The organism is Rhodococcus sp. 27YEA6, assembly GCF_044908235.1.
Classification (GTDB): Bacteria; Actinomycetota; Actinomycetes; order Mycobacteriales; family Mycobacteriaceae; genus Rhodococcus_F; species Rhodococcus_F qingshengii.
In genome coordinates this window covers 89,948-104,224 of the sequence record NZ_JBIYCY010000013.1, presented here as the reverse complement: position 1 = coordinate 104,224, position 14,277 = coordinate 89,948, and the positions used below count along the sequence as shown (strand labels likewise).

Genomic DNA, 14,277 nt, shown 5'->3' with positions numbered 1-14,277 from the left:
GAAAGTGTTCCGATCAGTTCATCGTGGGGATGACGAAGTGGTTGTCAGGAGCGGAGTCTACGGAGCGACCCTCCTGACCTGCTTCCTTCTTGCCGGAAGGCCAGCGCTGCGTCACGGTCTTGGTCTTGGTGTAAAAGCGGAAGGAGTCGGGACCGTGCTGGTTCAGGTCACCGAATCCGGAGCGCTTCCAGCCACCGAAGGTGTGGTACGCGATCGGGACCGGGATCGGCACGTTCACGCCGACCATGCCGACGTTGACGCGAGCGGTGAAGTCACGTGCGGTGTCGCCGTCGCGGGTGAAGATGGAGACGCCGTTGCCGTACTCGTGTTCGGTCGGAAGACGCAGTGCCTCTTCGTAATCGGCAGCGCGGACCACCTGAAGGACGGGTCCGAAGATCTCTTCCTTGTAGATGCGCATGTCCGAGGTGACGTTGTCGAACAGGGTTGCGCCGGCGAAGAATCCACCTTCGTGGCCTTCGAGGGTGAAGCCGCGGCCGTCGACGACTGCCGTTGCGCCCTCGTCGATGCCGATCTGCACGTAGTTGTTGACGCGGTCGAGGGCATCCTGGCAAACGAGCGGTCCGAAATCGACGCCTTCGTCGTCACTGCGACCGATCTTGAGCTTCGCGACGCGCTCCTTCAGCTTCGCGACAAGAGCGTCCGCGGTCTCCTCGCCGACGGGAACGGCAACCGAGATGGCCATGCAACGCTCGCCGGCGCTGCCGTAGCCCGCACCGATCAGGGCGTCGGCAACCTCGTCGAGGTCCGCGTCCGGCATGACGATCGCGTGGTTCTTGGCGCCACCGAAGCACTGTGCGCGCTTGCCGTGAGCTGCGGCCGTCTCGTAGATGTACTGAGCGATCGGCGTGGAGCCGACGAAGCCGACGGCCTTGATGCGATCGTCGGTGAGCAGAACGTCGACAACTTCCTTGTCACCGTTGACGACGTTGAACACACCCGCGGGCAGTCCTGCTTCGAGGAAAAGCTCGGCCAGGCGCAGCGGCACGGAGGGGTCACGCTCGGAGGGCTTGAGGATGAAGGCGTTACCGGCGGCGAGGGCGGGGCCGGCCTTCCACAGCGGGATCATCGCGGGGAAGTTGAAGGGCGTGATGCCGGCAACGACGCCGAGCGGCTGACGCATGGAGTACACGTCGATGCCGGTGCCGGCACTCTCGGTGAATTCACCCTTGAGCAGGTGCGGAGCGCCGACGGCGAACTCGATGACCTCGAGGCCGCGCTGGATGTCACCCTTGGCGTCGGCGACGGTCTTGCCGTGCTCGGACGAGAGGAGGCGGGCCAGAGAATCCATCTCGGCCTGAGCGAGCTGCAGGAACTTCATCAGCACGCGGGCACGCTTCTGCGGGTTGAACGCTGCCCACACCTGCTGCGCCTCTTCGGCATTGGCGATGATGGCTTCGGTCTCGGCCTTGCTCGCGAGGGGAACGCGGGCCTGCACCTTGCCGGTGTTGGGATCGAACACGTCCGCAAATCGATCAGATGTCCCGGGAACACGCTTGCCACCGACGAAGTGCGTCAACTCGTGAACCGTCGCATTTTCAACCATTGTGCTAACCCGTTCCTTGCTCGTATGGACCGCCCAGGAGGCAGCAGTGAATATGTCTACCATCCTATAGTTGGATGTCCATGTATGTCTAGAGCCCAAGGGCTGTGCGCCTTTATTAACCGCGGGGGGTTAATAAAGGCGCACAGCGCGGAGCGCGGCCGCCGCTTCCTGCGCGACTACTGCATCGGTGACGTCGTATCCGTCCGATCCCCCACCAGGTCCGCCGGAAACTGCGACAACCTTGCGCGCCGAGAGATGCACCGCATCGACGCCGACGGCAGCGATTGCCGGGATGTCGTCGACGGTTATTCCGCCACCGGCCATGATCTGGATCCGGCCCGCGGCATGTTCGACCATTCGACCGATCTCGTCGAGTCCCTCATTGCAAGTGTCCGCACCCCCGGACGTCAGCACGCGGGTCACGCCCAGGTCGATCAGTTCGTCCAGCGCGGTCAGACGGTCGGTCACCACGTCCATCGCACGATGTACTGTCACCTCGACTCTCGCCCGGTCCACGCATCCGATGATGCGGCGCAGCACGACGGTGTCGATCGAATTGTCTTCTGTCAGCGCGCCGATCACGATGCCGGAAGCTCCACCGGCCACAGCAGCATGTACGTCGTGCTCCATCACCCACACTTCGTCGGGTGAGAACACAAAACCTCCGGCGCGCGGACGGATCAGCGGGTGAACCGCGATCCCCACTTCCGACACAGCCTCGATCACTCCGATGCTGGGCGTCAATCCCCCCGTCGGGCCGAGTGCCGCACACAACTCGACTCGAGTCGCTCCCACCGAACGCGCGATCCTCGCCCCCCGCACGTCCTGCACAGCCAGCTCCAGAACCGTCATGTCAGAAGGACTGCCACGACGGCTTGTGTTCGAGCGCATACCGGTAGTAGTCGGCAAGTTTGAGTGAACTGGCCGCAGCTTCGTCGATGACGACGGTGACATGGCGATGCAATTGCATCACCGAAGCCGGGCAGAAAGCAGACAACGGACCTTCGACGGCAGCGGCGATCGCGTCAGCCTTGCCTTCTCCGGTCGCGATCATTACCAGATGCCTTGCATCGCTGATGGTTCCGAGCCCCTGGGTGAGCACGTGATGTGGGACGTCGTCCACACCGTCGAAGAAGCGTGCGTTGTCGATCCGGGTCTGCTCGGTCAGCGTCTTCACGCGGGTTCTCGAGGTCAACGACGATCCGGGCTCGTTGAAGCCGATGTGGCCGTCGGTACCGATGCCGAGCAACTGCACGTCCACTCCCCCGGCCGCCGCGATGCTCTGGTCGTACCGGGCGATCTCCTGCTCCGGGCACGGCGCTTCACCGTTGGGACTGGACACCATCGCGGGATCCAGGTTGACGTGATCGACGAACTCCGACCGAATCACCGAGTAGTACGACTGCGGATGGCGTTTCGGCAATCCCAGGTACTCGTCGAGCAGGAATGCCCGAGCCAGCGAGAAGTCGAGTTCGGCGTCGCGATGCCTCGCTGCCAGTTCACGATAGGTTCCGATCGGCGACGACCCCGTTGCGAGACCGAGCGTCGTCGCCCCGGCTCTGACGTAGCCTTCGACGATGTCCGCGACGGTCGAGTCGACCTCCGCGGGTGTCGGCTGAATCACGATTTCCATGATTTTTCCTTTCCGGCGACTCTTCCGCCGAGTAGTACACGCCCCAGGCGCAATTGACGATCGGTGACCACGATGTCGGCTCGGCAGCCCACGACCAGCGATCCGATCAGGTCGCCAAGTCCCAGCAGACGCGCTGGGCTCCGAGTTGCCGCTGCGACAGCATCTTCCAGCGCGACGCCGCCGTCGAAGACAGTGCTGCGAAGCACGTCGAGCAATCTTGCAGTCCCTCCGGCGATGGCACCGGAACTGCCGTCGGTGGTCGCGAGTCTTGCTACACCGTCGGCAACCGTGACGTCGAGCGCACCGAGTTGGTAGTCGCCGTCGTCCATTCCCGCAGCGGCCATCGAATCGCTGACCAAGGCGATCTGGTCCGGTCCGACAGCATCGAAGACCATCGACACGGTCTCGGGTGCAAGATGCACACCGTCTGCGATCAGTTCCACCACCATCTCGCCTCTCGCGGCAGCCGCCAGGCACGCCGCGACGGGACCCGGAGATCGATGGTGCAGGGGCGGCATCCCGTTGAAGAGGTGGGTCGCGCTGATCTGTCCGGCCCAATCCCCGTGCACCGCAGCATCGATCCGCGCCGACGTCGTTGCCGCGTCGGCATCGGTGTGACCGAAACTCGGCACGATGTTGCGATGACGCATGATCGCGAGCAACTCTTCGAAATTCTCGGTCTCGGGCGCCAAGGTCATGGACCGCACGGTCCCACGCGCGGCGTCACACACGGCTTCGAGCAGATCCGGATCACCGGGAATGATCGCCGCCGGATCCTGGGCACCGCAGCGGACGCCGTTGATGAACGGCCCCTCGAGGTGGATACCCAGAAGTTCTCCGCGTTCGACCAGATCGGCGAGCATCGTTGCTTGTCGCACCAGATCTGCGCGCGGTGCGGAGACCAGGCTGGCCAGCATTCCGGTCGTGCCGTGCTCGCAATGGTGCGCCGCCGCGCGGCTCGCTCCATCGGCGTCGGTGTTCGGGAAACCAGCACCCGCGGCGCCGTGGCTGTGGACATCGATCAAGCCGGGCATGATCACCGCGTCGGTGCGTTCCGGAATGACGACGACGGGTGTGGACGCCACATAGTCCGCAGCCGAGCCGACCCAACTGATCTTTTCGCCGTCCACGACGACGACTCCGTCGTGAATCTTCCCGGCCGGAGATCCGATCACAGTTCCCCGCAATACGATCGGATCGCCGACAGTAGCCGAGCCTGATGTACTCATGCCGACTCGCGAATCCGCGCGACGGCCGCTCTACCCTCGATCGGGTTTCGCGCGCCCCGCGCCGCCGCGGCCATGTCCTTGCACACCGCCAGATCGAGAGAGGCCAGTTGCGCGCGAACTGCGCCCAATGCCGGGACCGACATCGACAGACTCGTCACGCCCAAACCGACCAGAACCGGAGCCAACAGCGGGTCAGACGCGGATTCTCCGCACACACCAACAGGTTTTCCGGCATCGGCGCCCGCCTGACCGACCATCGCGATCAGATCGAGGACCGCCGGCTGCCACGGATCGAGCAGTTGCGCCAGGCCTCCGGCCATACGATCCACGGCGCAGGTGTACTGGCTCAGATCATTGGTACCGATACTGACAAAATCGAGGTGCTCGAGGATATCCTTCGCCCGCAACGCTGCAGCTGGAACCTCGATCATCGCTCCGACCTTGCCGATCCCCCGCGAACGCGCAAGTTCTGCAAAGTCCTTCGCCTCGTCGGCCGTAGCTACCATCGGCGCCATGACCCACAGATCGGCACCCGTCGCATTGCCTGCCGCCGCGAGGGCGTCGAGCTGGCTGATGAGCGTGTCGGGATAAACCGTGCCGACACGGAGCCCGCGGATACCAAGGGCCGGATTCTCCTCGACCCCGAGATCGAGAAACGGCAACGGCTTGTCCGAACCCGAATCGAGAGTGCGGACCACCACCTTCTGTCCGGCGAAGTGCCCGAGCACCGACGCGTACGTCTGTGCTTGCTCCTCCACCGACGGTGCGTCGTGACGCCCGAGATACGAGAATTCGGTACGAAACAGTCCGACGCCCTCGCAATCCGCCGCTCCGGCCCGCGCGGCGTCCTCGAGGGTTCCGATGTTGGCCGACAACCTCACCGCGAACCCGTCACGCGTGCGTCCTGGACCCTGTGCCGAAGCCGACTGCTCTGCCACGAACGATGCTTCGAGGACAGCGCGCTCGCGCATTTCTGCCGAGGGATCGATGGTGACCGTCCCGGTGGTGCCGTCGAGGATGAGAAGTTTCCCCTCCGCCAGCAGATCGGTTCCCGAACAGTTGACCACGGCCGGGATTCCGAGCGACTTCGCCAAGATAGCCGTATGGCTGGTCGGACCTCCTTCGGCAGTCAACAATCCGACCACGTCACTGGTGCCCAGCGTCGCTGTATCCGCCGGAGCGAGGTCGCGCGCCACCAGTATGTACGGGTAACCGGGAGTGGGGATTCCGGGCATCGGCTCCCCTCGAAGAACGGCCACGGCTCGCTGCCCGAGATCGCGCAGATCGGTTGCCCGTTCGGCCATGTACCCGCCGAGCGCCGTGAGCTTTTCACAGAAGGCGTCGAAGGCAACTGCGACGGCGTGTGCGGTCGGCAGCCCCGATTCCAGGTTCGCCTTGGCTGCCTTCACGATGCCCGCGTCGCGCGCCATCGCAGCCGACGTCGTCAGGATCTCCGCGGAGACGCCCTCGACTGTCTTTGCACGCGAGAGCAGTTCCTCCGCGACGGCGTCCAGTGCCTCACGGATCCTGATCAGCTCCGCCTCGGGACTGCCTGTGATCGGGTCCGACGCCGAGGTCGGCTCAGGCGTGGAGAATCGCAACCACGGCGCGCAGACCGAACCCGCGCTCACTCCGATACCCGCGATGCGGTGGTCCACACTCGCCGTCATCAGGCTTCGTCCAGTTCGGATGCGAGAAGCTCTGCGAGCGAACCGACCGCAGCGTCGGAGCCGTCACCGTCAGCACGCAAGGTCACCGAATCCCCGAATGCTGCACCGAGAGTCATGACAGACAACATGCTGGAGGCATCGACGGGTTCGCCGTCGCCGAGCGCGATGGTGACGTCTACCGGTAGATCGGCTGCGGCGCGCGCGAAGAGCGCTGCGGGTCGTGCGTGGAGTCCGACGCGGGATCCGATTGTCGTGGTTGCGATCGCCATGTTCAGCGTCCTTCCAGTTCCTTGTCGAGCTTGTTTTCCAGTTCGGCGACGAGCGGGGCGTCGGTGCGGCTGTCACCTTCGGCAGCCAGTGCCAGTTCGGCCTCGAGCAGCGCTGGGTCGGGCTCACCTGCAGCCACCTCGACCTCTTCTTCTCGTCCTGGCGTGCGCAGATTCCACTTCTTGATGACGAAGCTGAAAAGGAAGTAGTAGATCACGGCGTAGCCGAGTCCGATCGGGATCAACATCCATGCGTTGGTTGCCTTGCCGAAGTTCAACACGTAGTCGAAGAAGCCTGCGGAGAACGTGAATCCGTCGTGAATCCCCAGCGCATTGACCAAGGCCATCGACGTTCCGGTCAGGAGCGAGTGGATGACGTACAGGGGCCACGCGACGAACATGAAGGAGAACTCGAGCGGCTCGGTGATACCGGTGAGGAATGCGGTCAGGCCGGTGGAGAGCATGATGCCGCCGACGAGCTTCTTCTGAGAAGGCTTGGCGTTGCGCCAGATTGCGAAGGCTGCAGCGGGGAGGGCGAACATCATGATCGGGAAGAAGCCGGTCATGAACGTACCGGCGGAGGGGTCGCCGGCGAAGAACCGGTTGAGGTCACCGCGAACGATCTGACCGCTCGCGTCCTGGTAGTCGCCGATCAGGAACCATACGGCGGAGTTCAAGATGTGGTGCAGGCCCGTGGGGATCAGGAGGCGGTTCGCTGCGCCGTAAATGCCGCCGCCCACAACAGTATTGGAAGCAACTGCTTCACCGACCCAGTTGAGGCCGGAGTTGAACAAGGGGTACACGAATGCCATCAGGACACCGACCACAAGACCGGTGATCGCTGTCAGGATGGGAACGAGCCTGCGCCCGTTGAAGAACCCGAGATAATCGGGAAGCTTCGTTCGATAGAACCGCTGCCACAAGATCGCCGACAGCAAGCCCATCACGATACCGGCGAGCACACCGTAGTTGATCAGGGATTGATCCCCGTTCGGGTCCGTCTTCCCTTCGAGGACGATCGGCGACATCGCCTTGAACACGCCGTCGATCACCATGTAGCCGACGACGGCTGCCAAGGCAGTCGATCCGTCGGCCTTCTTGGCCCAGCCGATCGCGATACCGACGGCGAAGATCAGCGGCAGCCACGTGAAGACTGCTTGTCCTGCCGCAGAGATCACTGCAGCAGCACTGTGCATCGAACTGAATCGCCCGAGCAGGTCGTCCTGGCCGAGGCGGAGCAAGATTCCCGCAGCCGGCAGAACGGCGATCGGAAGCATCAAGCTTCGGCCGAGGCGTTGAACCCCGGCGAACACTTTCGATTCCTTCTTCGGGGTGTCTTCGAGAGTCATCAAGGACCTTCTTCGTTCGCCGGGCCGCGTCGCGATCGGCCGCTGGTTCTGGAAATTCGGGTGTCGTACACGTGCAGGTTTCGTGAAAATGCAGGTCACGGTTCTTGCTCGGAAGTGAGGCCGAAACCGTTTTGTCGAAACTGTTGTGGAGCCGGACTTCCAACGGGTACTGTCCGGTCATAACCAGTTGTAGTTTTACCTGGTGGAGGCGAGTTGTCAACACCCAAATGTGACATACGTAACCGGGATAGCCTTGACCAGCAACTAGTCAGCCCACCTGTACGACCGTTCAACGATCACGACCAACCCGACAATCAGGAGCAGCAAATGTCGAAAGCGGAAGCAATCATCAAGGGCCTCGGCGGCGCAGAGAACATCGTCGAGATCGAGGCTTGCATCACCCGCCTGCGTACCGAGGTCAAGGACGGAGCGAAGGTGAACGAGTCCGCTCTCAAGGCTGCCGGCGCACACGGCGTGCTCAAAGCCGGAACGGTTGTCCAGGTCATCGTCGGGCCCGAGGCCGACACCCTTGCCGAGGACATCGAGGACATCCTGTGACGGTCGTCCTCGCCCCGCTCCCCGGTCGGGTCGTCGCACTCGCTGACGTACCGGACCCGGTGTTCGCTCAGCAGATGGTCGGCTCGGGCGTCGCGATCGAACCCGCTCGCGGTCAGGGCCCACTCACGGTCGTGGCGCCGATCAGCGGAAAGATCCTGAAACTTCACCCCCACGCGTTCGTGATCTTCGGCGAGAAAGCCACCGGCGTGCTGGTCCATATCGGCATCGACACGGTCAAGCTCGAAGGCGACGGATTCACCCTCATCGCCGCCGAGGGTGACACCGTCAATGCCGGTGATCCCGTCGTCAGCTTCGATCCAGCGCACATCGACACGACCGGTTACTCGGCGATCTGCCCGGTAGTCGTGATGGATTCCAAACCGGACACCGTCGAATCCCCTTCCGTCGGTGGGGACGTCGCCACTGGCGACACTCTGTTCGACTGGTCGGCGTAACGCAAAGGGCGAGCACACCGGAAGGTGTGCTCGCCCTTTCGCTTCGAACGATGACTATTGGTCGCCGCGCGTTTTGGGCCGCGCTTGGCCCTGGACTTCCATCTGCAACTGGTAGCGGTCGGATCGGTACCAACTGCGAGTGTGCTCGACCGGTGCGATCTCGCTGAACGACACTCGATCGAAGTACAGAACCGGAGCGCCCTTACGAGTGCCCAGGAGAGTCGCGATCTCCGTACTGGCACCATCGGCACTGACTGTCTGCTCTGCCCGATCGATCGGCTTGTCGTACTTGTCGGCGGTTGCCCGATAGATCGAACCCGTCAAGTCCATGTCGAGTAAACCCGGCAACAGTTCGGGATTGAACCAGCCGTCGTCCACGCTCACCGGCTCGCCGTCGGCAAGGCGCAAGCGCTTGACGTGGTAACCGTCGGAACCCGGTCGCATATTCAGTGCGGCAGCAGTATTTTCGGGGACCGGCCCCTGTTCGCTGACCAGGACCACCGTCGTGGGGTGATGCCCCTGGGCGCGCATTTCCTCGGTGAAGGATGCAAGGTGCAGCTTGGATTGGACAGCACGGTGCGCAACGAAGGTTCCCTTGCCACGCACGCGAACGAGGTGTCCGTCATTGACCAGTTGCCCGATTGCCTCGCGAACGGTGATCCGACTGACGCCGTAGTCCTGCATCAGGTTTCGCTCGCTGGTCATCAAGTCGCCAGGCTGGAGTTCTTGGGTGCACTTGCGCAGGAGAATGGTGCGCAACTGTTCGTGTTTGGGTATTGCGCTGTCGCGCAAATGAACGGGCATCACAGCGACTGTCCCTCCGAGAAATGAATAGTCGTCTATTCGCCGACGACAACGACCTGAAATCGCAGGCAGGTCCCGACCGGACCGGTCCAATTAACGATACTGGAATTTACGACAGGAAACTAGCACCAGTCCGGAGTTGTCCGATTTCAACCGTCCAACCGTCGGTAGATGGACCGTATTTCGTCCAAGGCGACGTTCTGCTGAGCCATGTCCAATCCCAATGCCGCAACCGCCTCGCGCAACCGCCTGATATCCAGATCGTCGATCGCCGCGCGAAAAGGCACCTTCGGTAGCGCAGGGAGGGCAGCCGCGATTCCGAACCAATTCTCGACGTCCACCGAAACAGTCGACTCGTCTTCTACTCCCCCGATCAACTGCTCCAGGTCGACCCCGCGAAGTCTCAGCAACCTGAGCGGATCGGTGTCGATTCGCTCCGCGGTCAAGAACGCCACGGCCGCAGCGTGTTTGCACGGCCAGCCGACATCGGGGCAGGTGCAGTCGAATCGGAAAGCCGACGGGCCGTCCGGTATCAGTTGGGCAGCAAGCATGTCCGGGACAGTGCCGGACACCAGCGCGGCAAGGCTTCCCGGCACTCGGCGGATCTTGGTGATGATGTCGTCGATATCCGATTGATCAAGAGTGTCGATCGACAGCGTGGAAACGAACGGTTGAAGTTGGCTGCCCTGAACCTCGGCCGTCACCACTCCCGGTTCGATGTCGAGCGCCAAAACCTGACCCGAACGCGCATACGTACGCCCACGCGTGACACGAGGTTTGTCGCCGATCTCTTCGACGACGCGGACAAAAGCCTTGCCCCAGAATGTTCTCCCGAACGCTGGACGAGGTTTGACCGGCGCGGGTGCTCGCCGTCGGGACCCGGTGTACTCGCTGAAATCGGGGCCCTTGCCGCGCGGACTCATTCGCCCACCGCGTCGTCGCCGAGTCGCAACAACTCGTCCAATTGCTCGACGCTCATCTCCGTCACCCAGTTCTCACCGGTCCCGACTGCAAGTTCGGCGAGTTCACTTTTACTCGCGATCATCGTGTCGATTCGCTCTTCCAAGGTTCCGACGCACACCATCTTGCGTACCTGAACGTTCTTTCTCTGACCGATGCGGAAGACACGGTCCGTCGCCTGGTTCTCTACCGCCGGGTTCCACCATCTGTCGAGGTGAACCACATGGTTGGCCGCCGTGAGATTCAGACCCGTGCCGCCGGCCTTGAGCGAGAGCACCATGATGGGCGGGCCGCCTTCACCTTGGAATGCCTCGACCATGGCGTCGCGCCCGGCTTTCGACACTCCGCCGTGGAGAAACGGAACTTCGGTGGTGAACCGGTCGGCCAGGTACGGCACCACCAATTCGCCGAACTCACGAAACTGTGTGAACAACAGAACCTTCTCGTCGTCGCCGATGACCGACTCGACGATGTCCTCGACCAGTCCGAGCTTTCCCGAACGGTGTTGCCCGCGGCGCATCACCGGCGAACCGTCGCGCAGGAAGTGCGCGGGATGATTGCACACCTGTTTGAGTTTGGTCAGCGCAGACAGGACGGCGCCCTTGCGCTTCATCCCTTCCGTCCCCTTGATCTGCGCCATCATCTCGTCCACCACGGCGCGGTACAACGCGGCCTGCTCTTCGCTGAGATTCGCTCGAACCGTCATCTCCAACTTCTCCGGGAGATCCGCGATCACGGCGGGATCGGTCTTCACGCGCCGCAGCACAAAGAGGGACGTGACGGCTCGCAGTCGCGAGACGGCAAGCTGATCTTTTTCCCGCTCGATCGGTACGACAAACCTTTTGCGGAACATCTGCTCCGAGCCGAGTACACCGCGATTGGCAAAATCGAGGATGGACCGCAGCTCGTCCAGTCGGTTCTCCACCGGCGTTCCGGTCAGAGCAACGCGATGATCCGCGGGGATGCTGCGAGCAGCTCTCGCCTGAGATGTTTTGGCGTTCTTGATGTGTTGAGCCTCGTCGAGCACTACGCGCCGCCAGTCGAGATCCTTGAGGGCCGCGACGTCGCGGGTCATGAGCGCGTAGGTGGTGATCACGAGGTCACTCTCACGAACTGCCTGTTCCAACTCCGCCCCGGTAGCGCGATCCGAACCGTGATGAACGTAGACGCGCAAGCTCGGCACGAATCGCGCCGATTCACGCTGCCAGTTACCCACAACCGACATCGGGCACACCAAAAGGGTTGCTGTCTTGGACTTCTCGTGCGCAAGTAACGCCAACAGTTGCAGCGTCTTACCCAGACCCATGTCGTCGGCCAGAACAGCGCCGAGCCCGAGAGCACTCATGTACGCCAACCAGTCGAGACCGCGTCGTTGATACGGACGCAAAGTCGCGTTGACCGTCGACGGTACCGCGACCTGCCGCGGAGCCACCGACTGGTCGAGCAGTGCCGAAGCCCATCCGGTTGCCTTCACTTCCTCGACCGGCAGGTCTTTGAGGTCGTCGGCGATCAAATCCTTGATCAGATCGACGATCGCTCGGTCCCCGCTCGAGTGCCGCTGACTGACAAAACGAGCCGCGCGGGCCAGGACGTCTTTGTCCGCCTGAACCCACTCGCCGCGCAACTGGACCAGATCGGACTTCGCATCGACGAGTTGGGTCATTTCCTCGGCGGTGAGTACCTTGTCTCCGAGCGCCAATTCCCAATCGTATTCCAGCAATTGGTCCATACCGACCGTACGATTCTCCGCAACGATCGGAGATGCCGCCGAGGTCACGCGCACACGCAGGGATGGAGACACCACGTTCCATGCGCGAGGAAGCAGCAGCGTGATCCCTCGCTCTCGCAGGACAATCGCGCCGTGTCCGACCAGGTCCATCACGACAGGTGTGGGCAGCAACAGGTCGAGGCTGTCCTCGTCACGCGGCACGTCGCGAAAACGTGGGTAAGCCTTGATTGCGTCTTCGAGCTTGCGACTGCCGAGCTGGATACGTTTGGGATCTGCCCGGTGCAGTCGAACACGTTCGGGCGCTTCACCTTCGGGACGCAAACACACTTGCAGACGCCACAGCGCGTCGTCGTCCGGATCGGAATTGTCGTCGAGTTCAGGCTCGATCAGCCGCAGAACCCGGTCCGGCTCTCCGGCTGTGAACGTCGACCCCCATTCGGCGAGTCCCTCGACCGCTCGTACCGACACGTCGTCGAAAGCATCCCCGGACAATACGGCCTGCCACAGCGGGGTCTGCACCACCGGATTTGAGTCCCCGAGAGCACGACGGACGATCGGGTCCGTGAGTTCGTTCGTGATGTCTTCGATCGTCGCCCTCGGCGAACCGACCGCCCGCTGCACCGGCGGCATGGCCACTACCAATTCGCCGATCCAGGCGCGCTGGCGTTCCCCCACAGACAACTGCCACCGCGGCCACCAACTACCCTCGGCTCGCGTCAGCGCCGGCACCACCCGTCCGGCGCGCACCCACCGGTCTATTCCTCGCGCCACATGTACGAGAAAGTGCAGGTCTCCCGCAATTCGCTGATCGTCGGCCTTGAACCGCAGCAGGAGATCGACTGCGTCCGGCGGCGCCAACGCAACAGCTGCGTACTCACTCTGCAAAGGTCCGCCAGGTACGGGCGGCATAGCGACATTCACACGATGACGGAACTTGCGATGCAGGACAGCACTGACCGGATCACGGGGATCGTCGGTCCCGGCACCGTCGTGCCCGTCGACCCACAGTTTGAGCCCCGATCCCGGTGACCAGAGTCCATGCAGCATCCGACCATCCAATCAGGTGCCACCGACACCACTTCCGGCCTACCGGGCAATAGGCTGGCAGGCATGACGACGGCATACGGCTTCACCGAGTACGGCGGACCCGACACACAGTCCTACTTCGACGTCACCTTGCCCCCACCGGGTGCCGGCCAACTGCTGGTGTCGGTCCGAGCGGCGGGCGTCAACCCCGCTGACTGGAAAGTTCGCGCGGGTACTCGAAAAGATACTGTCCCGGTGACGCTGCCTGCGGTTCTGGGCCGCGAAGTGTCCGGTGTTGTCATCGGAGTAGGTCCGCGGGTCACCGAGTTCGAGGTCGGCGACGAAGTGTTCGGCGCTACCGCGCCCGGCTTCGGCGGCTACGCCGCGTCGACATTGCTCAACGTCTCCTCGACAGCACACAAGCCGCCTACCGTATCCTGGGCCGATGCCGCAGTGCTGACGGTTGCGGCAGGAACGGCCTACGACGCACTCCACGATCTCGGTCTGAAACCCGGGGCGACACTCCTGCTGCTCGGCGCCGGCGGCGGCGTTGGTCGCAGCACGATCGCGCTTGCTCTGGCGCGGAGTATCAACGTGATCGGTGTCGCGAGCGAGTCCAAGAGAACCGCGATCGAAGAAGCGGGAGCACGTTGGGTTGCGTCGGGGGACGGCTTCGCAGACGACGTGTCCGCGTTGTCCCCAGTCGGAGTGGACGCGGTTTTCGACCTGGTCGGCGGAGACACTGTCACTCGCGGCGCTGAGCTCGCCCGACCGGACGCGCCGATCCTGAGCATCGCCGATCCTCTGGCTGCGAGCCGACTCGGCGGCGGTGGTGTCGAACGCCGAAGAACTACAGCAGTATTCACGGAGGTCGCGGCGCTCGTGGCCGACGGGATCCTCGACCCGTCCGTGTCCGGGCGGTACCCATTCTCCCGCGCTGGGGAAGCGCTCGCTGCAGTCGAAGACGGCCATGCCGCCGGCAAAGTAGTGATCGAGTTCGGCTGATTCCTGTCGGCCCACGATGGTTCAATCAC

General features: G+C 63.1%; 13 protein-coding genes. 3 read left to right on the top strand and 10 right to left on the bottom strand.

What is annotated here, in order from left to right:
• Window positions 1-13: 13 nt before the first annotated feature.
• The 7 genes from ABH939_RS25695 to ABH939_RS25665 all read right to left on the bottom strand — a co-directional run bounded on the left by ABH939_RS25695 (window position 14) and on the right by ABH939_RS25665 (window position 7,711).
• A complete protein-coding gene (locus ABH939_RS25695; protein ID WP_042445510.1) occupies window positions 14-1,564 on the bottom strand; it encodes a CoA-acylating methylmalonate-semialdehyde dehydrogenase in 1,551 nt (516 codons plus the stop codon).
• A 129-nt stretch (window positions 1,565-1,693) separates the two neighbouring features.
• Window positions 1,694-2,416 (bottom strand): copper homeostasis protein CutC, encoded by a 723-nt coding sequence (locus ABH939_RS25690; protein WP_050655248.1) that lies wholly within the window; start codon window positions 2,414-2,416, stop codon window positions 1,694-1,696.
• Window position 2,417: 1 nt separating this feature from the next.
• On the bottom strand, window positions 2,418-3,197 hold the full coding sequence (gene nagB / locus ABH939_RS25685; protein ID WP_007726140.1) for a glucosamine-6-phosphate deaminase: 780 nt from the start codon (window positions 3,195-3,197) through the stop codon (window positions 2,418-2,420).
• Window positions 3,185-4,426, bottom strand: a complete 1,242-nt coding sequence (locus tag ABH939_RS25680; RefSeq protein ID WP_218694704.1) for an N-acetylglucosamine-6-phosphate deacetylase — start codon at window positions 4,424-4,426, stop codon at window positions 3,185-3,187. Before ABH939_RS25680 ends, nagB begins: the two co-directional genes overlap by 13 nt.
• Entirely contained in the window at window positions 4,423-6,096 is a 1,674-nt protein-coding gene (gene ptsP, locus ABH939_RS25675; protein ID WP_218694702.1) for a phosphoenolpyruvate--protein phosphotransferase, read from the bottom strand. Before ptsP ends, ABH939_RS25680 begins: the two co-directional genes overlap by 4 nt.
• The gene (locus tag ABH939_RS25670) at window positions 6,096-6,365 is read right to left on the bottom strand and encodes an HPr family phosphocarrier protein (protein ID WP_218694700.1); all 270 of its coding nucleotides are present in this window, start codon (window positions 6,363-6,365) and stop codon (window positions 6,096-6,098) included. The genes ptsP and ABH939_RS25670 overlap by 1 nt, the downstream gene beginning before the upstream one ends.
• A gap of 2 nt (window positions 6,366-6,367) precedes the next feature.
• Window positions 6,368-7,711 carry a PTS transporter subunit EIIC gene (locus tag ABH939_RS25665; protein WP_003941307.1) on the bottom strand — a complete coding sequence of 448 codons (1,344 nt, stop codon included), beginning with the start codon at window positions 7,709-7,711 and terminating at the stop codon, window positions 6,368-6,370.
• A gap of 327 nt (window positions 7,712-8,038) precedes the next feature.
• Between ABH939_RS25665 and ABH939_RS25660 the strand changes: the two genes are divergently transcribed.
• Complete coding sequence (locus ABH939_RS25660) at window positions 8,039-8,269, top strand: glucose PTS transporter subunit EIIB (RefSeq protein WP_003941324.1); 231 nt, start codon at window positions 8,039-8,041, stop codon at window positions 8,267-8,269.
• Window positions 8,266-8,724, top strand: coding sequence for a glucose PTS transporter subunit IIA (locus ABH939_RS25655; protein ID WP_003941386.1), 459 nt, complete (start codon window positions 8,266-8,268; stop codon window positions 8,722-8,724). Before ABH939_RS25660 ends, ABH939_RS25655 begins: the two co-directional genes overlap by 4 nt.
• Window positions 8,725-8,778: 54 nt before the next feature.
• On the opposite strand, the gene ABH939_RS25650 is transcribed toward ABH939_RS25655, so the two are convergent.
• The 3 genes from ABH939_RS25650 to ABH939_RS25640 form a co-directional block, all read right to left on the bottom strand.
• Complete coding sequence (locus ABH939_RS25650; protein WP_007726130.1) at window positions 8,779-9,528, bottom strand: GntR family transcriptional regulator; 750 nt, start codon at window positions 9,526-9,528, stop codon at window positions 8,779-8,781.
• Between the two features lie 149 nt (window positions 9,529-9,677).
• Window positions 9,678-10,451: an SWIM zinc finger family protein gene (locus ABH939_RS25645; protein ID WP_081558094.1), complete on the bottom strand. Its 774-nt coding sequence runs from the start codon at window positions 10,449-10,451 to the stop codon at window positions 9,678-9,680.
• Entirely contained in the window at window positions 10,448-13,264 is a 2,817-nt protein-coding gene (locus tag ABH939_RS25640; protein WP_404650346.1) for a DEAD/DEAH box helicase, read from the bottom strand. The genes ABH939_RS25645 and ABH939_RS25640 overlap by 4 nt, the downstream gene beginning before the upstream one ends.
• Before the next feature lie 63 nt (window positions 13,265-13,327).
• Here ABH939_RS25640 and ABH939_RS25635 point away from each other — a divergent pair, with 63 nt between their 5' ends.
• Window positions 13,328-14,248: an NADP-dependent oxidoreductase gene (locus tag ABH939_RS25635; protein WP_404650345.1), complete on the top strand. Its 921-nt coding sequence runs from the start codon at window positions 13,328-13,330 to the stop codon at window positions 14,246-14,248.
• The last annotated feature ends 29 nt before the right edge of the window (window positions 14,249-14,277 follow it).